Genomic DNA, 23,504 nt, shown 5'->3' with positions numbered 1-23,504 from the left:
TGGGCATCCGCCCATATTCCAGTTCGTTGTCCTCGAACAGCTCGCCGATTCAACAGCTATCGCGATGGTTCACGTCGGGTGCGGTGCGCATGTCACCATGCAATAGGAAAAGCGTCAAGATCGAGGCGATTCCAAGGGACGACGATATCCAGAGCGCTGTTGAGCCCAGAGAATCAAGCAGCATGCCCGCGATTGCTTGGGCAACGCGAGCAGGGACCATCAGTATGCCCTGACGATGGCCGTATCCGCCCGGTCCAAAGATGACCAGCGGCAGCGTGCCCTTGGCAATGGTGAGAATGCCGTTTCCCGCACCGTGCAGGACGCCAAACAAGACTGCCGCAGGTGCGCCTATTAGGCCAAATGCCAGCGCGCCAGTGGGGTGCAGCGTGGCGGCGATACGCGCGGACAGCAGGGGGTGAACCTTGCGCAGCAGACCGAACTCAAGCATCCGGGCGCCGACTTGCGCCGGGCCGAGCAGCGCTCCGACCATCACGGCCGTGGCCAGCGACGCGCCCCCCGCCTGCAGCAGGCGGGGCAGGTGAGCTGTCATGGCCGTGCTGATGAACCATGTCGCCGCGAAAACGAAAGCCAGTGCATAAGATGCCCTTCGTTGCGAATGCTCATCGGCTGGGTGCGTCAGATCGGCTCCCGTGAGCGACGTAGCCTTGCTGGATGCAGTTGCCTTGGCAGCCACCTGTGGCATGCTCAGGTTCAGGGCCAGCCCTAGTGTGAGATGCAGCGCCGCCCAGGACAGGCAGGCGCCACGCCACCCGATGTGCGCCTCCATGAAGGTGGAGAGGGGCCAGCCGACCGTGCTGGCAAAACCGGCGATCAAGGTGATCCCGGTGATCGCGCCACGCGAACGGTTGCCGTACAGCGCGACCAGCGTGGCGAACGCGGCTTCGTAGAGCCCCGCGCCCATGCCGATGCCGAGAATCACCCAGGCCGCGAAGAGGCCCACGGCTCCCTGCGCCAGGCCAAGCCCGGCGAGTCCGATGGCGAACACCAGGCTCGTGGCCACGAGCACCGATCGGCCGCCGGTCCGGTCGAGGCCGCCGGTCCGGTCGATCAGCCGGCCAGCCGTGGGGCCCAGCAATGCCGACACCACCAGGGCAACGCTGAATGCGGCAAAGATCGTTGGCGTCGACACGCCGAGATCCTTTGCCATCGGTGTTGCCAGCATGGCCGGCAGATAGTACGTCGAACCCCACGCCACCGTCTGGGCGACTCCCAGCCTGGCGATCACGCTGTTGCTTGGCTCCATGGCCGGTCCGTTCCCTGTTATTCCACTTCGCCGCTATCGGTGTCGCTGGTCTGCGCGTCGTTCTCGTGATGCATGGCTGCCGCCGCGAGCGTCGTCGCGTGGGCGGGCGCGGCTTCCTTGCGCTCGCTGTAGCGGTCGGTCAGGTAGTCGCTGCGGTCGCGCACCAGCAGGGTGAACTTGTAGAGTTCTTCCATGACGTCGACGACGCGATCGTAGTAGGACGACGGCTTCATGCGGCCGTTGGCATCGAACTCCTGATATGCCTTGGCCACTGACGACTGGTTCGGAATGGTGACCATGCGCATCCAGCGCCCCAGCACGCGCAGCGCGTTGACGGCGTTGAACGACTGCGAGCCGCCGCACACCTGCATCACAGCCAGCGTGCGACCCTGCGTCGGGCGAATGCCGCCCATCTCCAGCGGCAGCCAGTCGATCTGGTTCTTGAAGACGGCTGTCAGCGTGCCGTGACGCTCGGGGCTGCACCAGACCTGGCCTTCCGACCACTCGGAGAGCTTGCGCAACTCGACCACCTTCGGATAATCCGCAGGGACGCTGTCCGCCATCGGCAGGTCGCGCGGATCGAACACGCGGGTCTCCGCGCCGAAGTGCTGCAGAATCCGTTCGGCTTCCTGCGCCAGCAACCGGCTGTAGGAGATCTCGCGCAGTGAGCCGTACAGCAGCAGGATGCGTGGCGGGTGGGTGCTGACGCGAGCGGGCTCGAGCTTGTAGAGGTCGGGCGTATCGAGCACCACGGGGACGATGTTGGGCAGATCCGTGGTCACGGGATCCTCCGGCCTTGCGCGTCGATCACGGCCTCGCCGTCTTCCTTGGTGAACGCGCCTTGCTGCGGCGCCGGCAGGATATCCAGGACGACTTCCGACGGCCTGCACAACCGCACGCCCAACTTGGTGACGACGAAGGGGCGGTTGATCAGGATCGGGTGGGTCAGCATTGCGTCCAGCAACTGGTCATCGGTCAGTGCTGGATCGCCCAGGCCAAGCTCGGCGTAGGGCGTGTCCTTCTCCCGAATCGCTTCCCGCACGGTGAGCCTGGCGTCGCGGATCATTGCCTGCAAGGTCTGCCGGTCGGGTGGCGTGTTCAGGTACTCGACAACGGTCGGCTCGATCCCCGCATTGCGAATTATGGCCAGCGTGTTGCGCGACGTGCCGCAAGCGGGGTTGTGATAGATGGTGACGGTCATGGGGGTGCCTCAGTGCGATTCGTACCAGTGCTGCGAACGGTTGACCACGCCAACGACGAACAGCATCACGGGGACTTCGATCAGCACGCCGACGACGGTGGCCAATGCCGCGCCGGACTGAAAGCCGAACAGGCTGATGGCGGTGGCCACGGCCAGTTCGAAGAAGTTGCTCGCGCCAATGAGCGCCGAGGGCCCGGCCACGCAGTGGGCGACGCCGAGCTTGCGGTTGAGCAGGTAGGCCAGGCCGGAGTTCAGCAGGACCTGGATCAGGATCGGCACGGCCAAGAGCAGGATGATCAGCGGCTGCTGCACGATGGCGTTGCCCTGGAAGCCGAACAGCAGCACGAGCGTTGCAAGCAATGCGGTGATCGAGTAGGGGCCGAGGGCATCGACGACGCGTTTGTAGGTGGCTTCGCCGCGTGCCAGCAATGCCCTGCGGATACCCTGCGCGATCAGCACGGGCACGATGATGTAGAGCGCGACTGACGTGATGAGCGTGTCCCATGGAACGGTGATCGACGACAGGCCCAGCAGCAGCGCGACGACCGGCGCAAAGGCCACGATCATGATGGCGTCGTTGAGCGCCACCTGCGACAGCGTGAAATACGGATCGCCTTTGCAGAGCTGCGACCAGACGAAGACCATCGCCGTACAAGGCGCCGCCGCCAGCAGGATCAGGCCGGCGATATAGCTATCGAGTTGATCTGCTGGCAGCCACCCCGCGAACAGATGGCGCACGAAGATCCAGCCCAGCAGCGCCATCGAGAACGGTTTGACCAGCCAGTTCACGAAGAGCGTGACGCCGATGCCGCGCCAGTGTCCCGCGACTTGGCCCATGGAGCCGAAATCGATCTTGATCAGCATCGGAATGATCATGACCCAGATCAGCACGCCGACGGGCAGGTTCACCTGCGCGAATTCCATCGCACCAATGGCATGAAAGACCGGTGGCAGCCATTGGCCGAGCAGGATGCCGGCCACGATGCACAGCGTCACCCAGACAGTCAGATAGCGCTCGAAGAAGCCAATGGCGCTGGGCTGTGCCGCTGCGGCGGACTGTTGCGCCGTGCTCACTGCCCGGCCTCCAAAGGCTGTTCGCCGATGGCGCGCATCTCCTTCTGAATGGCATTGCGGTCCAGGATGTGCGGCGGCAGGTTCACGAACTGGCTCACGCGATTCAGGATCTGACGGAAGACCTGGTCGAACACCTTGCGCTTCTCATCGTCGGATCCCTGGATGGCGGCCGGGTCCATGAAGCCCCAGTGTGCCGTGATGGGCGTGCCTGGCCAGATCGGGCAGACCTCGCCTGCGGCCTGGTCGCAGACCGTAATGACGAAGTCCATGTTGGGCGCTCCGGGCAGGGCGAACTCGTCCCAGCTCTTGCTGCGCAGGCCTGAGGTGTCGTAGCCAATCGACTGGCAGCGCTCGATGGCGAAGGGGTTCACCGTACCGGACGGATGGCTGCCGGCGCTGTAGGCGTGGAAGCGTCTCTTGCCGAGTACATTGAACAACGCCTCGGCCATCACGCTGCGGGCGGAGTTACCAGTGCACAGCACCAGCACATTGAAAGTCTTGTCGGACATGATCGTAGGGGCGAACGAGTGCCTCCTCGTGCGAGGATTCGTAGAGGAGGCGTCTTAGGGAAAGTTCAGCAGCAGCCGGAGTCCGGCGTGCAGCGGGCGGTCTTGGCAGGTTGCGTCGGCGCGGCGTTCAATTGGACAGGCACGCAGCACGCAGCGGCTTCAGCGCGACGATCGCGCGATTCGCCATAGGTTGGCGCGTTGCCAAGCGTGTGGAACGATTCCCAGGCGATACCCGTCGGATCCACAGACCAATGCTTGTTCGAGGTCGCGTAGCAGCAGTTCGTCGCGGACTGGGACTGCATCGGCAAGTCGGCGTTGGCCAGTCGAGCCTGAATCTCGGCAAGCTCCCCATCCGTCTCCGCCTGGATGCCCAGATGGTCGACGCCCAGCTTCTCCGTGCGATTGGAGATGGCGAAGTTCACGCGCGGATCGTCCAGCGACCACTTGGCATAATCGTCCCGGACGACGGTCGGCTCTGCAGCGAAGAGGGCCGAGTAGTAGCGGATGCTGGCCGACAGGTCGGCCACGCTGACGTGGACGTGGACGTGGACGTGGAAGCGCTTCATGATCACGACTCCGTGGTGACGGAACAGCGGGAAACCGGCGAGCACGGATTGCCGCCGCAGCAGTTCTCCGTGAGATAGCCCAGCAGGTCATTCATGGTCTGGAAGCGGGCCATGTAGATAATCGACCGGCCTTCCTGGCAGCTGGCCAGCAGGCCGGCGCGATGCAGTTCCTTGAGGTGGAACGACAGTGAGGACGCCGGCATCTCCATCAGTTCGGCAATGCGGCCAGCCGGCAGGCCTTCGAGGCCGGCCTGCACGAGCAGGCGGAAGACGGCCAGGCGGACGGCGTGGGCCAGCGCGGCAAGCGCTTCGAGGGCGTTATCTGTTTCCATGATTCGAATATAGTCGAAATATGGAATTTGCGCAACGGGCCCTGGAAAATTTATATCCGACACCGTTCGTGGTCGGGTCGAACGACTGGAGTCAGAAGCTAATCGGCCATTGGACCAAGGGGGAAAGACCGGCAGCTAATGGCCGGCAAGCGCCTGATCGACACGGAGCTCCGCTACGCTTCGCCAACGGGCAGGAGCCGCCTGCCGCCTATTGCGGCGTGGCGGTACCGAAACCAAGTTTCGCTGACCAATATCGGGCTAATTGTCATGCGCCACTCTCACGCTGCTGGGGCACCGCCTCCAGTAGCGAATCCTGGTACAGATGGATTGGGAAACTCAAGATACCTCGGAAGTTCACGTGTGCGAAGTGTGCTGGCCCCATGCGACGCAGCCAGTCATCGTCGACGCGTTGCCCCTTGCGGCGCCAGGTGTTGACCGCGGCTTGCATGCGCTGGGTATTCCAGGCAATCACCAGATTTGTCAGCAGCGTCAGTGATCCGGAAATTGCGATCATTTCATCTTGCCGGCGCCCGCGATCATGCGCCACCTTACCGGAATAGATGGCTCGCTGGAGTTGATGGACCGACTCACCTCGGTTGAGCAGTGTGCGCAGCTCCCGCCGAAACACGGCATTGCTGAAGAAGTCGCACAAGAATAGCGTGCGCAGCATCTTGCCCAAATGATCGCCGGCCCGATGGATGGGGTCGCCGTGGGCAGCGCTGCCGAACCGCTGCAGCGCGACGACGGCACTAACCCGGCCCGAATAGATCGAAGCCACCAGGCGGAGAAGCCCATCCCAGCCATCACGAATCGCCTTGAGCGAGATCTCGTGAGACACGGCGGCCGACAGTCCATCAGCCACCTTCAGGCCGCGTGATAAATACAGCTTGCGCTCTGACAGGTTGCGCAGCCAGGGGCATAGGTCAAAGCCCAGCAGCTTGGCCACTGTCATTCCCACATTTGTATATCCGTGGGTGTCGACCGCGAGCCTGAGCAACCCGCCGTCGGCGCGGGTTTCGTTATGGCGTATGACGCCTTCGATCGCCACTCCGGTCTGGCGCTCGTTGAGCACCATGGGCTGACTGTAGGCTATGCCGTGCTGTCCAATACGTGTGTATAGATTCCGACGGCATGGGTGCGCCGACGAGGATCGGCACGCACATAGAACAGGTGCGGGGAGGTATCCAGGCTCATTGAATCGCTTGACGCCTGTCGACCTGTTCCCCACAGCTCAGTGATCGGGTGCGCGCGCTGGAATTCCACCACACGTTCATTTGCTCTACGCAGCCGCCCAGGCATCTCAAGCGCGCGCATTGCCGTTGAGACATGGGCCGCGTCGAGTTGCGGAATCATGGCCGCGATACCCTTGGCATCCAGTTCGGTGCCGTGGGCAATCAGCGCGGCATAGAGCGAAATCAGCTCGTGCGCGTCCCTGGCCTTGCGCGCCAGCAGCACTTCACTGAAATTGGTAAGGGCATCCATCTCAAGAATCATGTCGGCAAACTGTGCGTTTCCAATGTCCTTGAATAGCAGATCTCGGGGATGTGTAGGTCTGCCGTCGGTCTCCGTTGCTTCGAGCGGCGACAGATGTAGAACACCATTTGTGTCGATCATGAAATGACCGGCCTCACGAGCCTCATCCAATGCCGCGAGGCCTGCCTTCAGATGATCCGTGAGACGGTTGAGGGAGATGTCAGCCTGGGTCGGCAAGTCGAGCGAAGACAAATATCGGTCCCGCTCGGATTCCCACTGTGTCGGCGGGATCAGCAGTTGATCGCGCTCCCGAAACGACAGGCTGTGGCTGATCCACACCGTGCCGCGGCGCAGGCCTTTGCGCAAGCCCGTAATCGCGCAGGCTTCCATTGCGCGCAACGCGCGCTTGCGGTCTTTGCCGTCGACCAGGTCGCGCCAACTCGCGCTCACCGGCACATTGCAATCGGGCGGCAGTTCCATTGCGCCTTGGTCGTGCAGGCTGCTGATGAGCTCAAGCTGCCTGATGGCCGGATTGTTGCTCGTGCTGGCAATCTCCAATTCCAGCAGCGGCGCCAAGAGGTTGCGGATACGGTGGTGGTCATCCGTAAGCGCTTCGCGCACGCCGGCAGCATGGCTCGCCGGGGGCTTGGGCGGCAAGTCTACTAGCAGGTTGCCGATGTCTGCCAGTCGCTCCTCGGCCGTGCGACTGGTATCGTCAACCAGTCCCTTGATCTCAACCAGTTGCTGCCGGTATTCGACCGCCGAACGGGCTTGTTTCGTTGTGGTCTTGTTATAAGCCTGCCGGACAAAATCGGACACGCGTCGCCCGGTCTGGTAGAGCATCGCGTCCGTCAGTTCAAGCAGAGTGAAGCGTAGAAAGAAGACCAGCTCGATCGTGCGCGTGGGTGTCTTCAGTTCGCGGACTTTTGCGGGACGGCGAGCCTGGATACGCTGACCATAGGCACGTTGTTTCTCGATCGGAATAGCATCGAACGCCCAGGTATGCGCTCCGAGATCCTTCAGGAAGCGGATCTTGGCCAGCGTCTCGCTCATGGTCGATGGGCTGTGTCGCGCCGGCGGGGTCTTAAGCCACTCCAGTGCGTACACTCCCGATGTCGCATGCGGGGCGAACACGGCAGATTCGGCTCGTGCTAACTGCGCCATTGGGACGACCCTCTCAATCGTGGCCAGCAAGTCACGCTCGATGCCAGCCCAGATTGAACGCGCTAGGCCCTGCAGCGCCCGCATTGACGGGATCAGAATCCGTCGCTCGTACAGCCAGAAATGGGCGTGCTGAAGCAACTCGTCAAGCGACAGGGATTCGGCGGCATCCTGTCGCATCCAGGCGGCGAGGCCACTCCACTGATCCTCATCGAGTCGCGTCAGCCCCAGATATCCACATGCCCAGACTTGATGCTCGTGGAGCGTCTTGTAGCGGTGATAGATCGTGCGCAGCGAAGCAATGGTTGGGGTCGCCACACCGAGCTTCTCGCCGACGTGGCGCAGCAACTGTCGGGGAATTGTGTTGAGCTGGTCGAGGGTGTGGCCACTTGCACGCAGAAAGACCAGTTGGATGGCGGCGCCGGCGCGCCCGTCAGGTCAAAATTTCTGGTTGATCGCAGCGAGGTCACTGGCGGTCAGCGCAAAATAGTGCTCGACGTCAAACTCCGACAAGCGTGTGGGCAAGCTGCTCTTTCCCACATAGCGAAATTCCAAGCCCGGCATCTTCCGCCCCCATGCAGGTGACGCGATCCGAAATCGCGGGCGAACATGGTACTCCCAAAGTCACCCGAGGGCAGCAGACAATTGTCGCGAGCGACCGGGGCACCTTATAAACAAAGGCCTTGCGCGGAAACCGCCAGATTTTGCACAGAAAGTACGATTACCCCGAGGAGGGAGGGCTGCGGAACTCGCATGGGCGGGCACTGGAGATGGAAGGTGAGCTTCCAATCTACAGACCTCGCCCGCGAGTCAAGGGCGCAGGGCGGCCGCCCGGCGCCAGTCAGTCCTTGTTTGCCTATTTTTTCCCGCGGGCCCGAGTCGGGGCGGTGGCATCGGCCGTTTCCTCGCTTCGGCCCGATTCGCCGACCGCGGGATCTTTCCGTGGTTTGACTGCTTCACGGAGCGCTTTCAGCTCTGCTTGGGCTGCAGCCGCGCTACCCACAGCGGAGGTCAGTTGTTCCCGAGTGGCCTGGTGCGCCGTGTGCGCGGCCACCAAATCCGAATGGGCCTGCTCTTCCCGCTTTTCAACGGTGGCCAGCCTGGCCTCAGCCTGGGTCTGCGCCGCAACCGCGGCCGCGCGCTGGGCCTCCGCGACCGCAGCCGCCTGCAGCGCGTCCGCAACGGCAGTCGCGGCCGTCTTGTCCGCCTCCACGCGCGCGGTTTGTTCGGCTGCCAGCAAGGCGCGAACCTCCAAGATCTCGGCTTCGAGACGAGGCACTGCCTCAACGCGAAGTTCGGCCTGCACGAGGTGCCGTCGGACGGATGCGAGCTCATTCCGCTCCCGCTCAAGCTCTTGGTTCAGCCGCGCCATCTCCGCCAACTGCTCCTCGCCCTTGCCAGCGAGGACATCGCGCTCTTTGGCCACCTGCAACAGTTGCTCAGCCAGGGCGTCGCGCTCGGCTTCCAAGGCCTCGCCGTTGGCGCTGAAGACCGCCAACTCCTTCATGGCCTGAGCCAGGTTCGCTTCTGCCTCGCTCGCAGCTTCTTCCGCGGCTTTCGATAGCTCTGTACCCAAAGCCTGCAGCAACCTGGTATTCGGTTCGTTGATTTTTCGGGGTGCCGGCTTGTGCTGACCGCTCCAAAGCGTCCAGTGCCGATGGATGGTGTTCATGCTGCCGGTGTTGCCCAGCCGCTCTCGCACCGCACTCAAGGTTGGCTTCTGCCCTTCAGCGACGAGAGCATCTGCGGCCACCGCCACACTCTCATAGGAAACACCCGTTCTGGCCATGTTGGCTCCAATCGTATCGTATGATAATACTACGATACGGTAACCCTAACCGCAAGACTTCCGAGCGGTTAAACACATCTCCCACCGGGAAAGAGAAGAGAACTGTGCCTTGCGTCTTTCGAATATCCATAGATATGAACACATCACATATCAGTTGTAAATAAAACGATACATTAACGATATAGGGATCCGTACACTCTAGTCGGTCGGCGAAACAAAGGAGGGCACGGGTGAGACTATGGAGTGAGCCATGCGAGCTCATCGATCGACCAAATGCAACCAACAGATCGCCGCACTAGTGAGCCTTTCCGCTGTATTTTGACGCTCGTACGAGACCCCTCGACGAAGGGCCTCTTCCTCACCCTGCTCTTGATGTTGTTTCACGCTCGCCTGGTACAGGTGGAACTTTATGCTTGGACGACCCAGGTGCCGACATAAGCGGACCATTTTCTTCTGAACAAGCGCTGTGTGATGTTCGTGTGACGTTTTTTCTGCCCCATACATAGGGAATTTTAAACTCAGATCTGGTCCCGATGGTTTCTTCAGCAGTCCTTGCATAATGCAAAGTACTTGGTAGCAACCATCATACGCTAAATATGGTTTAGCGAGCCCTATATGCACGGGTCCGTCACTTTAGATGATGAATAATATGAGGAAAGAAATTGAAACGAATAAAGGAATGGGCCGGTTGGTGCAATCGAGGCACTCCCAATTTGTTTCCGGAGACAACGAATTTAGCTCTTTCCAGGTTGTTCATCCGTTTCTTGGCGATAGCATCTATACTGACTCCGCTAGCAGTGCTCGCTGAGATTCCAGTTACATCATATCGCGTTACCACCTATGACGTTTGGCAACCCAGCCAGGATCTCGCATGCCTAGCCTATTTAGCGCGAGCAGATCGTGGCCAAGGCATGTACCATTTCGTCGGCGCTACCCCTACTTGTCAATATGAGTATGGACCAAATCCTCGGTTTGTACACTCCGATACTTACGTCGTAGGGACCAATTGTATTGACGGGTCTACACCGAATCTTGCCAAGCCACTTGGTCAGCAGTGTGGAGGAGCTGAATACTGGTCGACCGGTATAGCGCGTGACCAAATTATCGAGAAATCTTGTCCGGTCGGGAATCCTATCTATCCGGGCACGAGCATAAAAGCGCAAATTGAGGTGGATTTCCAAGGGGCAGGTCTCAATGCTCTCACGCTCAGCCGGGTCTATCGATCAAGCTACTTTTCTGGCCCCTATGACGGTTTCTCGCAGCTCTGGATGCATCAATGGCAAAGACGACTAGTTGTCCCGTTTGATAAGGGTAATGGGGCTCGCCTTTTTGTCATTAGAGCAGATGGCGCATTCAAGCAGTTTATTGCCACGGGCGGAAACACGTGGACTGCGGCAGATGGAAATCATGATGCACTTAAGGTCGCGCTCGATAACACAAACTTAATTTCCGGGTGGACATATGTGGAGGCTGCTACCGATACCATCGAGTCATATGACAGTACGGGCAAACTCTTGACTGTCCGTGAGCGAAATGGCTGGACGACAACGCTAACTTACAGCGACACCAACACGCCGGCTGGGGTAACTCCGCGGACCGGCCTGCTTATTAATGTCAAGAACCAATTTAACCAGATCCTGAGTTTTGGCTACGATGCGCAAGCCCGCATTACGTCGGTTACAACGCCTGATGGCAAAGTCATCCAATATAGCTACGATTCAGCCGGAGTTCTAGCTAGCGTCACTTGGCCGGATGGAAATTCTCGCCATTATCACTATGAGGATACACGCTTCACCACAGCGCTAACGGGTATCACCGATGAAGCCGGAGCACGTTTTGCTTCCTACGCATACGATGAGCAGGGACGCGCAATCAGTTCGGAGCATGCTGGCGGTGCCGATAAAGTCCAGGTGCAATACTTGAGTCAGAGTCAAAGCGTCGTGACATCCGCGGACGGCAGCAACCGGACCTATACATTCGATCTGCAAAACAATGTATTGCGGCCGACGAACGTGTCGGCACCGTGTGTCGAGTGTGGTGACGTTGCGAAAACCAGCACTTATGACACAAGCGGCAACCTGTCGAGCACGGTCGATTTTGCCGACAAGGAAATCCGTTACACCTATGATGCGCTCGGGCGTGAGACTCAACGCATCGAAGGTTACGGAACGGCTGGCGCGAAGACAACGACCACCGAGTGGCATCCGACCTACAACTTACCGCTAAGGGTTGCGTCTCCAAATCGGGTAGATGGATTTACTTACGATGCAAAGGGGCAGACTACGAGCTATGTCACCTATGCAACGAGCGATCAGAACGGATCGCTGGGCTTCGGAGCGATCCAACTCGGTCAAAGCACCGGTCTGCGATGGGAGTACGATGCAAATGGCCTTGTCATCGCGGCGATGGATACCATTGACAATATAGAGAGTGCAAGATGGACCTACTCCTACGATACGTCAGGCAATCTTGCCATCTTGACGAATCCTCAGGGGCAAATCGGCCGAGCGCTGACCTATGATAGCGCGGGAAGACTTCTTACCGCCATCGACACGTCTGGTAGGCAAATTGAGATCCGGTACAACAATCGGGGTAACATGACGCTGTACCAGCGCGGAACAGACACCGTCGTATACGGGTACAACCAAGCGGGTTTTCTCACAACGGTGTCCGGACCGGGTTCATTCCGATATGAATTGGAATACGACAATGCACACCGATTGGTCGCATATTGGTTGCCTGCAGAGCTGACTACGCAGAGCTTGACTTCATTATCCGAAAATCCTTTTGGTCAAGCGGCCAGATCCGCCATCAGCGTTCCGCCAACAAGCGAAAACGCTAGTTGGCTAACGTCGATGTGGAATACGATCAAAGGTTGGTTCGGATGGTTGTTCACAAATGCTCATGCGCAGGCTAGCCCGACACAACTGATACGAATTCCGGTAAATCCCAGGAATGGACAATCAGGACCTGGGATGGCTCCAATGCCGGTGCCAGCTGACGTGCTAGAGCCGGGCAATGGGGAGAAGCATAGTCCGGATACATTACTGACGCGCCTAGGTGCAGAACTGGGCTCTGCAGGCATCCGCATGGTCAGACATGTCAGTGGAACAGTCATTGGTGCGGCTCGCTTGCTTTCTTGTGACATGAGTGGAGGCGATGATGATGATTGTGAACGCCAACGAGACCAAGATGAGGGAAATTGCCAATCCACTGTGAAAGCTCGCTACGGCTCAGCCGGCGCGGCAATTTGCATGAGATCGGCAATGACCCGATATGCCGAATGCCTCCGTTTTGGAACAGGTGGGATTCGTACACCACTATCTGGCTTTGAGACACCACTATGAACTCCAAAGGTATCCAGTTCGAATATGACGCCGAGAAAGAATGCTTGCTCGTGAAATATCCTGACAAGCCAATGCTGCGTCCCTACGAGATCAAGAATCTGACGTTGAAGAACATGACGTTCGCAGAAGCCGCAGCGTTCATCGGCGAAAAAGTCCTGCTAATGCATCCCGTCTACAAAGAAATGTTCAAGGATTATTTGTGGTCAGACGATGGGACTGTTCCGCCGGCGAAACCATAAGTGAATCATGGGACGGATCCGGACCGGGAAATATAGCGTGCCCCGGATCCAGCCGATTGATCAAGCGCAGGCGTTTCGTGTTCTGAGCGAGGTGCGCCTGGCGCGGCGGCTCGCGCAATAGCGTGCGTGCGAGGTAGATCTGGTGCTGATCATCCCACAATGCCTGGACCTTTGCCGCAATGGTCGGCACATGCTCCGGCCGCTTGTGCTCCACGAGCATGCCCTAATCGATCTCGGCCAGCCGATCATAGGTAGTGTAGGGGAGAGCGATACCATATCAGGCGGTGCAGATTACGTGGGTGGGTAGCTTTTAGGGCTTGGGAAAGTCCACCGCGGACAAGGCGGGTTGCATCTTTGGTTCCGGATAGAGCAGACGCGAGATATCTACTCTCGTTGACCCCAAATTTGCAAAGCAGGAATTCTTCGTTGGGAACAGGGGGCACCACACATATGATCGACTGCTTCGATCGGGATGATGATCCTGCTTCTCGGAAGGCTGCTGCTGCAAGGTGCTGTCACGTTGCTCCTCGTCACGTTGCTGATCTTTGCCGGCACTGAAGTCTTGCCGAGAGACGTAGCGATTGCCACGCCAGGCCAATCCGCCCTCAGCGAAACGCTCGCCGCCGCGCACGAATCACTAGGCCTCGAGAAGCCGGCGGCCGTCCGTTACTGGCAATGGCTGCGCGGCATGGCCACCGGCAATCCCAGGCAATCGCTGGCCAATCGCATCGATATCGGCCCGGAGATCGCGAGCCGGCTCATCAACACGCTGTGGCTGGCGGGATCGGCGTTGATCGACACTCGTGGAAAACAAGGTTAGCGGCATTGTGGAAAGCGAGGGCCACAGCCTTTCGCGACGAAGCACAATTTTTCTCTTACGTATGCGAGCGGCGCGATTAATCGCCTTCTCGCCATGCACCGGAAGAGGCCTTATCCGGACAAAGGCGGGTTGGCAATAATGGCAGAAGAATCGGAACGCTTTCCAGCCGATGCGTCGGCTACCCTTGACCTGATCTTGCTGCGCGCATTTGTTGAGGTGGAGCGCCAGGGGACTTTCCACGCCGCCGCCTCCGCACTCCACTGCACGCAATCAGCGATTTCGCAGCGCATGCAGAAGCTCGAACAACTGATTGGGCAACCGCTGTTCCTGCGTACGGGCCGTAGCAAGGTGTTGACGGATACGGGCCGACATCTGCTCCGATACGGGCAGGAAATGCTCGCGCTCCACGACGATGCGATGGCCTTCCTGCAGGCGCGAAGTCCGCGCGGCTCGCTGCGCCTCGGTTCATCGCATGATGCGGCGGAAGCCTTGCTGCCAATGATACTCGCCCAGCTCTCCCGGCTCATGCCCCACCTCAGCTACGAGGTGACGATCGGCCGCAGTCCGGAATTGCTCAAGAATCTGCATGATGCGGGGCTAGATCTGGCGCTCGCGACCCGGCGCGACGATGCGCTGGAATCGTTCGTCGTCCGCAGTGCGCCCGTTCTCTGGCTTTGTTCCGCCAATTTCAAGTTCGCGCGCGGCGAACCTTTGCCGCTGGTGCTTGGCGACGAGCCCAGCGTGTTTCGTCGCTTTGCGCTGGAGGCCTTGGCACGACATGGCCAGCCGTGGCGCCAGATCTATACGTCGTCGAGTCCGGTCGGCGTGCGCGCCGCGGTGCGGGCGGGGCTAGGCATCACGCCGCGCACCGTCGAGATGCTGACGCCGGATATGCGCATCCTTGGCGATCGCGAAGGGTTGCCGCAAATGCCGGACGTGAGCTACTACCTCTACTGTCGACAGAATTCGGTGAACCCGGTGGTGTCCCAGGCGTTCCAGATGCTCCGGTTGTTCTTTCGTCATCAGGATGCCGGTGCTATTGCGTGAGCGGCGAGCCCGTCTGAAACATCAGCAACAGCACCGAAATGATCACCGCTACTGATCGCGGGCGTGATGATGGCGGCTGCAAGCGCCGTTGGATATCCGCCAAAACCCTTCTGAATCAGGTGCTTAGCCACCCTTGGAAATCTGTGGCGGCTCAGTTGCGACAAGCAATATATAAGCAAAGTCGCGATGGGCATTTTGAATACACCACGGCGCCCCAGACAATGACCTGACCCCACGGGATGCCGCTACTTGCGGCGGCCACTCAGTGGACGTGGAAATTGTTCTGGAGTGTGTGATGTTTGTTTCTTTCCGCCCATCGACCTCGCTCATGCCGCGACGCATAGTGAGCCTGCTGTCGATGGCATCTCTGGCGTTGGCCGGTGTTTTCGTTACCCCTGCGGCACAGGCGCAGTGGCCCGAGCAATCCATTCGTCTGGTGGTGCCGTTTCCGCCGGGCGGCCTTGCCGATCTGGTAGCCCGACCACTGGCGGAGAAGCTGAGCATCGCGTTAAAGCAGCCCGTGGTCGTCGAGAACCGTGGCGGCGCCTCGGGTACTTTGGGAACTGCACACGTCGCGGCGTCCAAGCCTGACGGCTACACGCTCCTGTTCGCCACCGCCAACGAGATCGCGGTCAGTCCAATCTTGTATCCGAACCTGCGCTACACGCCGTTCGACTCCTTCACGCCCATTGCCTCTGTCGTGGACTTTCCGTCCGTGCTCGTGACCGCGCCCAACAAGCCGGCGACCTATCAAGCCCTAGTCGCCGACGTCAAAGCGCATCCTGGCTGCGTGTCGTTTGCGTCTTCCGGTGCGGGCACGACCAATCATCTGATGGCCGAGCTCTTTCGCGAGGCCGAGAACACCCAGGTCCTGCATGTGCACTACAAGGGCGGCGGCCCCGCGATGGCAGATGTGGCGGCCGGCCATGTCGATGCCATGTTCGCGACCCTGCCATCCGCACTGGGCCAGATCCGCGGCGGCAGCTTCCAGGCGATCGCGGTCAGCAGCCCCAAGCGCTCCGCGGCGCTCCCCGATGTTCCCAGCCTGGTGGAACTGGGCCGTCCCGAGCTGGCCGTCACCATTTGGGCCGGCGTCCTGGCGCCGGCAGACCTACCCTCCGAGATTACGCGGCGCCTGAACAAGGAGATCGGCCGCATTGCGCAGGACCCACAGTTCAAGCGGTTTCTCGAACAGCACGGCGCCACGTTGCGCTTCAGTTCTCCGGAGGGCTTGAAGCAGAGCATTGCCGAGCACTACCAGCGTTGGTCTAAGACCATCCAGTCGGCTGGCATCGCCTTGAACTGATGCACATCGACCATCCTCCATTGCTGCTGCCCCGCATCGCCGGCGACGCACAGCGCAAATTCGACCAGTTGCTGGGCGCCGACGGCTTGCCGCCCGAGGTGCTGCACGCCGCCCGAAACTCGTTGCTGGACTGGCTTGGCGTATGTCTGGGCGCGCGACGGGATCCGCAGGCCGTCGTCATCACGAATACCGCACGCCTGTGGTCCAGCCACGGAGCCGCATGGTGGCTGTCCGGCGGGCGCTCGGCGGCGCCGGTGGCCGCCTGGGTCAACGGCTCGTTGTCCCATGTGCTGGACTATGACGACACTCATGTCGACGCCATTCTCCATGGCAGCGGGCCCCTTTGGGCGACGTTGCTCGCGCTTGGCCAACAATACCGGCTGCCGGAGAACCGCCTCATCGCTGCCTTCGCCGTGGGGCTGCAGACAGGCGCCAGGCTGGGCATGCAGGGGCGTGGTGAAAGGCTGACGGCGCATGGTTGGCACGTGACGCCCGTGCTCGGGCGCATCGCGGCAGCGCTGGCCGGCGCGCTCGCGCTGCGGCTGGATGCGTCGAAGGCCAGCCACGCCGTCGCATTGGCCGCGACTCAGGCCGGTGGTCTCGCGGCGTCCTTTGGTACGCCGGCGAAGCCACTGCACGCGGGCTATGCGGCGCTCGATGCCGTCATGTCCGTCGAGCTGGCCAGCCAGGGCTGCGAAGGCGCACCCGGCGTGCTGGACGGCCCGCGTGGCTTGCTGCAAAGCCTGCTCCAGGACGAAGCGCTGGCCATCGACGTCGACCTGGATGGCGCCTGGGAGATCTCACGCATCAGCTTCAAGCCTTATGCCTCGTGCCAGTTGACCCATGCAGCCATCGACGCCGCGCGGGCATTGCATGCGTCGCTGGACACGGACGGTGTCGAGCAGGTGATCGCGTATGTGCACCCGCTGGCCATTCGCATCGCGGGTAGCGCCGACGCCCATACAGCCACGCAGGCGAAATTCAGCCTTCCCTATTGCATCGCGCTTGGGCTGGCCGGCCATACGGGCAGGGCCAGCGACTTCGAACGGACGCGACTTGGCGATCCTACCGTGCAGGCGCTGAGCCAACGCGTGGCGCTCGTCCCGGACCCGGCGGCGACACGTTCCTCGGCTCGCCTTGAACTGCATGCGGCCAGTGGGCGGACGCTGGAACATGCCGTCACCGCTGGCTATGGCAGCGTGGCGTGGCCAATGCGGTGGAACGATCTTCGCGCCAAGTTCCTCGACCTGGCCGAGCCGGTGCTGGGAGCGCATGCGGCATCGCTGGCCGATGCGGTAGCCGGTTTTGGCCGGGCTAGCAGCCTGGATGCCATCACTAGCTTGATCGGACAGGGAGACATGGCGTGACGCAAGCAGAGATCGGGCAGCCGGTGCCACGCATCGATGTCGAGGCACTCATCGCGCGGCTTTGCGACCCGCGGACGGAACTGGCGCTGCTCGACGTGCGCGAGGAGGGACAGTTCGGCATGGGACATATGCTGTGGGCAGTGAATGCACCCTATAGCCGGCTGGAGGCGGTGGTGCCATCGCTGGTGCCCCGGCACGCAAGCATGATCGTCCTGGTGGATGCCGGTGACAATGTCGCGCAGCGCGCGGCATCGCGCTTGCGATCGCTCGGCTACCTGCAGGTGTTCGCGCTGGACGGCGGCATCCACGCATGGGAGGCTGCGGGGCATCCGGTATTCCAGGGCGTTTATGTCCCAGGCAAAGTATTGGGCGAATGGGCCGAAGAACACCTGGAGACACCGTCCATTGATGCCGTTACGCTCGACCGACTTCAGGCGGAAGGAGCACCGCTCGTCGTGCTCGACCCGCGTAGCGAGGCCGAACATGCCGCACGCCATATCCCTGGCGCGCTGTCCTGTCCGAATGGCGAGATCCTGCTGCGTTTCGAGGCCCTGGCGCCGTCGTACGACACGCTGATCGTGGTGGCTTGTGGCGGACGCACGCGGGGCATCGTGGGCGCACAGACCTTGATTGATGCCGGCGTCGGCCACCGTGTCGTTGCCCTGGCAGATGGCAACCACGGCTGGCAACTGGCCGGACTGAATCTGGAGACGGGCCTGAGGCACAAGGCGCCCGCTCCGGACTTTGCCCAGGAAGAGAAGGCGCGCAAGCGCAGCCTTGGCATCGCCCAAGCTCAGGACGTGCCCGCCATCGATGCAGCCCAGTTGGCTCGCTGGCGCACCGAGGACCACCGGACGACCTACGTGCTCGACGTCCGCACGCCCGCGGAATTCGCCCAGGGCCATCTGGAGGGCGCACACAACGCGCCTGGCGGCCAACTGGTCCAGGCCAGCGACCGCTGGCTTGGGACGTTGCACGCGCGGGTCGTGCTGGTGGATGACGACGGCGTCAGGGCCATCCAGTCGGCGCTCTGGTTGCGCCGGCTGGGTTGGGATGCCTACGCCCTGGCACTCCATGGCAGCAGGGCGCCGCGGGCTGAACCGGTGGCGCGCGCGGGCAAGGAGGGCGTGTCGGCGGACCAGGCGGCACGTATCGATCCCCCCTGGAGCGACGTTCTCAGGCTTGCCCCTGAATTGGACGTCGACCAAGCCCGAGCGCGGATTGGGCAGGGCGGTTCCGCGTGGTGCGTGGGCAGCAGCGAGGCTTACCTGCTGGCGCACCCGCCCGGCGCGGCGTGGGCAACCAGGGCGCGCCTGGACGGCCCCATCGCGGCAGCGGCATCTGGGCAGGACGTCATCCTGTTCTCCGAGGACGACCGCCTGGCGCATCTTGCCGCGGCAGACCTGTTGGATTCCGTCCAGCATGCCAGTGTCTTCGTGGTACGCGGCGGGCAAGCGAGCTGGGAAGCCGCCGGCGAGCCGGTCGAGGCTCCCCCGGCGGATGCGTTGACGCGTGAGCAACGCATCGATTTCCTGTTCTGGGCTCACGACCGCCGAAGCGGTAATGCCGCATCGATGCGTGCCTATCTCGACTGGGAAAAACAGCTGACCGCGCAAGCACAGCGCGAGCCAGCGGGATTTCCGCTGGCTCGCGTGCATCGGTCCCTCGAATCCACCCAACCACAATGACAATGCCTGCTCGAACCCTCTCCATCCCCGTCGACGATGGCGCCATTCGCGCCTGGTTCGTCGAACCCATCATCCAACCCGACACGCCGCTGCCGGCTGTGATTCTTCTGCCGGAGATCTACAACATCAACAGCTGGATTCGCGAGGTTGCCGAACGTTACGCCGCGCTGGGCTATGTCGCCCTCGTGCCCGACCTGTTCTGGCGCCAGGAGCCTGGTGTCGACCTTGAATACAACCCGCAGGATCAACAGCGCGGGCGTGCGCTCAGCGCAGGCCTGGACAGGACGCTGGCCGTCCAGGACCTGGCAGCGACCGCCGCGTGGCTGCGCTCGCGCCATGGTGCCGGCGCGGTGGCATCCGTGGGTTTCTGCCTTGGCGGCGAATTGGCCTACCTGGGTGCGGCGCAGGGCGTGCTTGATGCCGCCGTGGCATATTACCCGACGCGCATGGGCGATCATGGGGGCGCTGGAAAGACCATAGACGTGCCCACCCTGGTCCATATCGGGCATCTCGACTTCCGCACGCCTCCCGAACTTGTCGACGGCCTGCGCAAGGATCTCGCAGGGAAGCCACACGCCGAGGTTCATGTCTATGCCGAGGCCGATCACGGCTTCGGACGCTTCGGCCATCCGCCCTTTCATCCGGCATCGGCTGCCTTGGCGGAGCAGCGCACGCATGCGCTGCTCGGGCGCTTGGTTAACGGGACATTGACATCCGGCGATATCGCCGTTCATCAACGTAGCACAGGAGAACCCGCATGAGTCATTCCCCCGCCTGGAAGCCCCTCGTGGCCGCGGCCGTCAAGCGGATCAAGCGCATCCATGCGGAAAGCGCGGAGCACAAGCTGGAGCGCACGGCGCAGGTGCTAGAGGAACTTGCCGCCCGCCGCGAGTGGTTCTCTTTCGCCAACTTTCCGCTGCCGGCGCCCGGTGGGTCTGGATCACAGCGTTACGTACTGCACGCTGATCCGGATCAAGGCTTTGCACTCTACGTCAACGCGCTGCACCCTGGGAAGACCAGCGTGCCGCACAACCATGGCACCTGGGCCATCATCGTGGGGATCGAGGGGGAAGAGACCAACCGGGTCTATCGGATCACTGCCGACGACGGGCCGGCCGCCGTGGTGGTCGACAGGGAGTTCAAGGTCGAGCCTGGTCACCCTGCGCTCTACCAGCCCGATGATGTGCATAGTATCCATGTGCTGAACGGCCAGCCGGCGCTGCTTTTTCACCTGTATGGCAAGGCGCTGGAAACACTGACGGACAGAGTGGCTTTCGACCTGGAGTCCGGAAAACGCTATCCCTACAACGAAAAGCATTTTCGTCCGAGCGTCTCGACCATTTGACGGGCGAAAACGACCAGCAATGCTCACCGCGCAACTCCGGATCGTGATAATTAGCGAAGCCAGAATGCTTGAGCGCGGACATTGCGCTAATTTGTTGCGGGCTCGAGCGCGAGCCGAACGTCATAAGGCTCAACCTCGAGATCCGGGCCAATAAATCCGTGCAGGGCGGAGAGGATCATCACTTTCGGCACCGCGCCTGCGAGCGTGACCGCACGATAGGTCTGGTTTATGACACCTCGGTAAAGCTGCAACGCCGGTGCGCGCTGCTCGTCCTTTGGACCAGAGCAAGCCATCAGCACCAATCGAAAAGTGGGTGGGGGCAGGGAGCTGTCTATGGGTGCTCGAGGGATGCAGGCCCGAATTGCAGCGCATCTGTTTTGAAGGACATGTCGCGATACCGAGGGGGACATAGGCCCCAAGGTACACCGCGCAATCCATTGTCAATGCTTGGGAAGGCTCTTGTCGTCGTCGCATCAACCACCCTCGGATGCTGGCGGCGGCGGGGGCACCATGCCAAACGTTGCATGCCCTAGACCAAGAGCTATTGCGAGAGGTGTTCAACGCGTTAACGGTCTCGTCGTTCAGAGAGTTCCAACAAGCCACACTTAAGAGGATCCTGGGGGAGGCAAGCAGCGTGCTAACTCAGGCTCTTGTGGCCCGACGGCCGGCTAAATAGTCCGCGGAGGCCAGCGCGAGGCGGTGGTGATTTTTCCCCGTCGCCATAGGCGCTCTCTGCACGCTAACGCGCCGTGCTTCGGCGGGAACGCGTCGCATTTCACGAGACAGGGAAGCGAATGGCGGGAAGACTAGCGCGATTGCGAGGTAGACTGCCGAAAAACTAGGTTGGCGTGGATCGGCCTTTAGCGAAAGCTGTACGGATTCAATCTGCACCATGGCCCGCACGATTAAAGCCCGTCAATACACTTGCCGCGTGGTTAGGGTGATGGTGTCCGGTGTCATGGCAGCCTCCAGCAGACTGGAAACCGCTCAGGTTACGCCCGACAAACTCGGACATTTGAACTTGGCTATAGCGGACATTACAACTTAGCCCTGACAAAGCTTAAATTCATAATGATAATTATGTCAAATTATGAAGAAATATCCGGGGACTACAAACGCCGCAGCGAGGTTGTAGAACCGCGATTGATTTGAAAAATCTTCCCAATTGAATTGAAACGAGGGAATGCGAGCCGGCGGCACAGCGCCGGCCCTGGTTAATCGGTCAGAACTGGGACTGCGCGGCCCCGATGAAGCCCAAGACTGCCTCGCCTGCCTTGGCGATCTCGGCAACCGCAGGAAGACCCTTCAGAAGCGCGCCAACGATGGCACGGGACGGTTTGGGGCTTTCACATTGTGCGGTCACACCTTCCACAATCTCCAGGGCGTCGCGCCGACCGTCTGCGGTAAGGCCAGCACGCTCAATCGCGGAAACGAGGTGCTGCAACGCGGCCTGAAGCGTGGGATCGATGCCGGCGACGTTGGTTGAGTTATCCACGGACTGGACATTGACTCGGGAATTCGCCCCGTGAAAGTTGTAGGTCGTGTTCCCCGGCGCTCCCGGTTTGGGCAGCACTCCCAGCTTCTGCACGCTCATCTGGTAGCCGGCCGGGATGCCGTGGAAGTCTTCATGAAAACCAGGGTCCAGGACACGGTAGGACTCCTCAGAACCGTTGGATCGAGCGCAGACGATCATGTCACCAGGCTCAACCAAGGGCTTACTGCCCGTCATGAAGATTTTGCTGCCCTGAACACTCGCTTTCAGCCCGTCAAAACGCTGCCCATCAGCCTTGACAATCGAAATACGGTCAGTTTCAAGATCAGAGAATGGCATGAGGTTTCCAGAGGTTAAAACGTTAACCATTCTGCCATCTCCGCACTTTTCCCGAGTCGCGGCGTGGGGTTTTCGTTACGAGTAACGAAAACTCCTACAGGAGCGCGGATTGGAGGGCTCCAGGGCTCTTGCGATATAGTCAAGGGGCCGCCGTGACGACAGAAAGTCGCCGGGCTGTTCGCGGGGGCCGCGCCTGTCTCAGACGCGGTCGCTACATGAGGGACACCGGATAAGGTTTTGCGTTGTGTAACAGTACGCAAGATCGGCAAGCTCCGGAATGGCGCCCCTCCACGGCGGCACCCTTTTAACCTGCCAAGTTCGCGCCAAATACCCTTCGGAACGCTTCTTTGCTGCGTGGACTCTCCGCGCCAGCATGTGCGCCCTTTTCCACTGCATCCAGCGCAGGTACGAATCCGAACAACGCGGCCACCTCACTGCCTTTTCCTGCTTCAACGGCGCTTCCAGTGAAAGCGCGACATGCTCTTCGTTATCTGATGGATTCCTTCGTAGGCGCAGCGGGGGGCAACTACTGTTCCGGGTTGTGGACCGCCGCGTAGTCCATCGGCAGCCCGCCTCGCTGTCGAGCCGCGCAGGTGCTCACGACGCTACGATTTCATGGGGGAAACCAAGAGCCTTAAGCCACTCGCGCGCAATCGCTGGGTCGATGAATTTTCGCTCTTCGAAGTCCATGTAGAACCGAGCACAGCCCCCCACGACATCGCCGCTCCAGATTCCATATTGCTTATTGCCCCGCCCAACGAGGTTTCGCAAGACACCGATCCAATCTTGCGCAAGTGCCTGGCCTACGTCATGGCGATTACCCTTCGCGACGTAGTCGTCGATATCGACCTCGATGGGAAGGTCGATTGCGTGGAGGACGCCGCTCGAATGGATGACCGTTGCGAATCTGATGTACTCGATTCGAACGCCCTGTAGATCCGTCTCCAGAATGCGATTGAGTACGAGATTCCGCCCTTCATCGGTGTTCCACAGGCTAGTGCCCATATGGGCGTCTTTGTCGCTCTGTACGACGACGATCTGTGCAATGCGTGTGCCGCTCTCTTTGATATGGAGAACGCCATAGCGCGCCTGGCAGGGCTGGCGCGTGTTGCCCGGAAAGATGATGCTTTGCATAACTCTCACTG

At 60.9% G+C, this 23,504-nt stretch carries 20 protein-coding genes and 1 pseudogene; 9 read left to right on the top strand and 12 right to left on the bottom strand.

Going from position 1 to position 23,504, the window contains the following annotated elements; all coding sequences use genetic code 11:
* Positions 1–49: 49 nt before the first annotated feature.
* The 9 genes and pseudogenes from KF708C_RS27695 to KF708C_RS27655 all read right to left on the bottom strand — a co-directional run bounded on the left by KF708C_RS27695 (position 50) and on the right by KF708C_RS27655 (position 9,369).
* On the bottom strand, positions 50–1,264 hold the full coding sequence (locus tag KF708C_RS27695) for an MFS transporter (RefSeq protein ID WP_059414348.1): 1,215 nt from the start codon (positions 1,262–1,264) through the stop codon (positions 50–52).
* Positions 1,265–1,281: 17 nt separating this feature from the next.
* Entirely contained in the window at positions 1,282–2,046 is a 765-nt protein-coding gene (arsH, locus tag KF708C_RS27690) for an arsenical resistance protein ArsH (protein WP_059414346.1), read from the bottom strand.
* Positions 2,043–2,465 (bottom strand): arsenate reductase (glutaredoxin), encoded by a 423-nt coding sequence (gene arsC / locus KF708C_RS27685; protein WP_059414344.1) that lies wholly within the window; start codon positions 2,463–2,465, stop codon positions 2,043–2,045. The genes arsH and arsC overlap by 4 nt, the downstream gene beginning before the upstream one ends.
* 9 nt (positions 2,466–2,474) lie before the next feature.
* The gene (gene arsB / locus KF708C_RS27680; RefSeq protein WP_059414342.1) at positions 2,475–3,539 is read right to left on the bottom strand and encodes an ACR3 family arsenite efflux transporter; all 1,065 of its coding nucleotides are present in this window, start codon (positions 3,537–3,539) and stop codon (positions 2,475–2,477) included.
* Complete coding sequence (locus KF708C_RS27675) at positions 3,536–4,048, bottom strand: arsenate reductase ArsC (RefSeq protein WP_059414340.1); 513 nt, start codon at positions 4,046–4,048, stop codon at positions 3,536–3,538. Before KF708C_RS27675 ends, arsB begins: the two co-directional genes overlap by 4 nt.
* A 65-nt stretch (positions 4,049–4,113) precedes the next feature.
* Positions 4,114–4,614, bottom strand: a complete 501-nt coding sequence (locus KF708C_RS27670) for an ArsI/CadI family heavy metal resistance metalloenzyme (RefSeq protein WP_059414338.1) — start codon at positions 4,612–4,614, stop codon at positions 4,114–4,116.
* 2 nt (positions 4,615–4,616) lie between these two features.
* A complete protein-coding gene (locus tag KF708C_RS27665; protein ID WP_059414336.1) occupies positions 4,617–4,946 on the bottom strand; it encodes an ArsR/SmtB family transcription factor in 330 nt (109 codons plus the stop codon).
* A gap of 265 nt (positions 4,947–5,211) precedes the next feature.
* Positions 5,212–8,144 (bottom strand): annotated as a pseudogene (locus KF708C_RS27660) (Tn3 family transposase).
* A 292-nt stretch (positions 8,145–8,436) separates the two neighbouring features.
* Positions 8,437–9,369 carry a DNA-binding protein gene (locus KF708C_RS27655; RefSeq protein ID WP_059414333.1) on the bottom strand — a complete coding sequence of 311 codons (933 nt, stop codon included), beginning with the start codon at positions 9,367–9,369 and terminating at the stop codon, positions 8,437–8,439.
* A gap of 911 nt (positions 9,370–10,280) precedes the next feature.
* On the opposite strand from KF708C_RS27655, the gene KF708C_RS36085 reads away from it, so the two are divergent.
* The 9 genes from KF708C_RS36085 to KF708C_RS27615 all read left to right on the top strand — a co-directional run bounded on the left by KF708C_RS36085 (position 10,281) and on the right by KF708C_RS27615 (position 20,528).
* Positions 10,281–12,716, top strand: coding sequence for a DUF6531 domain-containing protein (locus KF708C_RS36085; RefSeq protein ID WP_156173992.1), 2,436 nt, complete (start codon positions 10,281–10,283; stop codon positions 12,714–12,716).
* The gene (locus KF708C_RS27650) at positions 12,713–12,955 is read left to right on the top strand and encodes a hypothetical protein (RefSeq protein ID WP_059414330.1); all 243 of its coding nucleotides are present in this window, start codon (positions 12,713–12,715) and stop codon (positions 12,953–12,955) included. The genes KF708C_RS36085 and KF708C_RS27650 overlap by 4 nt, the downstream gene beginning before the upstream one ends.
* 472 nt (positions 12,956–13,427) lie before the next feature.
* Entirely contained in the window at positions 13,428–13,775 is a 348-nt protein-coding gene (locus tag KF708C_RS27645) for a hypothetical protein (protein ID WP_059414328.1), read from the top strand.
* Positions 13,776–13,913: 138 nt separating this feature from the next.
* The gene (locus tag KF708C_RS27640) at positions 13,914–14,822 is read left to right on the top strand and encodes a LysR substrate-binding domain-containing protein (RefSeq protein WP_059414326.1); all 909 of its coding nucleotides are present in this window, start codon (positions 13,914–13,916) and stop codon (positions 14,820–14,822) included.
* Positions 14,823–15,117: 295 nt separating this feature from the next.
* Positions 15,118–16,128, top strand: a complete 1,011-nt coding sequence (locus KF708C_RS27635) for a Bug family tripartite tricarboxylate transporter substrate binding protein (protein WP_059414324.1) — start codon at positions 15,118–15,120, stop codon at positions 16,126–16,128.
* Positions 16,128–17,495 carry an MmgE/PrpD family protein gene (locus KF708C_RS27630; protein WP_059414322.1) on the top strand — a complete coding sequence of 456 codons (1,368 nt, stop codon included), beginning with the start codon at positions 16,128–16,130 and terminating at the stop codon, positions 17,493–17,495. The genes KF708C_RS27635 and KF708C_RS27630 overlap by 1 nt, the downstream gene beginning before the upstream one ends.
* Entirely contained in the window at positions 17,492–19,183 is a 1,692-nt protein-coding gene (locus tag KF708C_RS27625) for a rhodanese-like domain-containing protein (protein ID WP_059414320.1), read from the top strand. Before KF708C_RS27630 ends, KF708C_RS27625 begins: the two co-directional genes overlap by 4 nt.
* A gap of 2 nt (positions 19,184–19,185) precedes the next feature.
* The gene (locus tag KF708C_RS27620) at positions 19,186–19,944 is read left to right on the top strand and encodes a dienelactone hydrolase family protein (RefSeq protein ID WP_059414318.1); all 759 of its coding nucleotides are present in this window, start codon (positions 19,186–19,188) and stop codon (positions 19,942–19,944) included.
* Positions 19,941–20,528, top strand: a complete 588-nt coding sequence (locus KF708C_RS27615; protein WP_059414316.1) for a hypothetical protein — start codon at positions 19,941–19,943, stop codon at positions 20,526–20,528. The genes KF708C_RS27620 and KF708C_RS27615 overlap by 4 nt, the downstream gene beginning before the upstream one ends.
* 86 nt (positions 20,529–20,614) lie before the next feature.
* Here the strand turns inward: KF708C_RS27615 and KF708C_RS37090 are convergent, their stop codons facing one another.
* From KF708C_RS37090 to KF708C_RS27605, 3 genes are all read right to left on the bottom strand, one after another.
* Positions 20,615–20,821 (bottom strand): DUF6884 domain-containing protein, encoded by a 207-nt coding sequence (locus KF708C_RS37090; RefSeq protein WP_370552872.1) that lies wholly within the window; start codon positions 20,819–20,821, stop codon positions 20,615–20,617.
* Positions 20,822–21,750: 929 nt separating this feature from the next.
* Entirely contained in the window at positions 21,751–22,359 is a 609-nt protein-coding gene (locus tag KF708C_RS27610; RefSeq protein WP_059414314.1) for a hypothetical protein, read from the bottom strand.
* 597 nt (positions 22,360–22,956) lie between these two features.
* Complete coding sequence (locus KF708C_RS27605) at positions 22,957–23,493, bottom strand: hypothetical protein (protein ID WP_059414312.1); 537 nt, start codon at positions 23,491–23,493, stop codon at positions 22,957–22,959.
* Positions 23,494–23,504: the final 11 nt, after the last annotated feature.

The sequence above is a fragment of the Cupriavidus basilensis genome (genome assembly GCF_000876015.1).
Taxonomy (GTDB): Bacteria; Pseudomonadota; Gammaproteobacteria; order Burkholderiales; family Burkholderiaceae; genus Cupriavidus; species Cupriavidus basilensis_B.
Note: the sequence above shows the minus strand (reverse complement) of the source record. Positions and strands in the feature narration are given on the sequence as shown.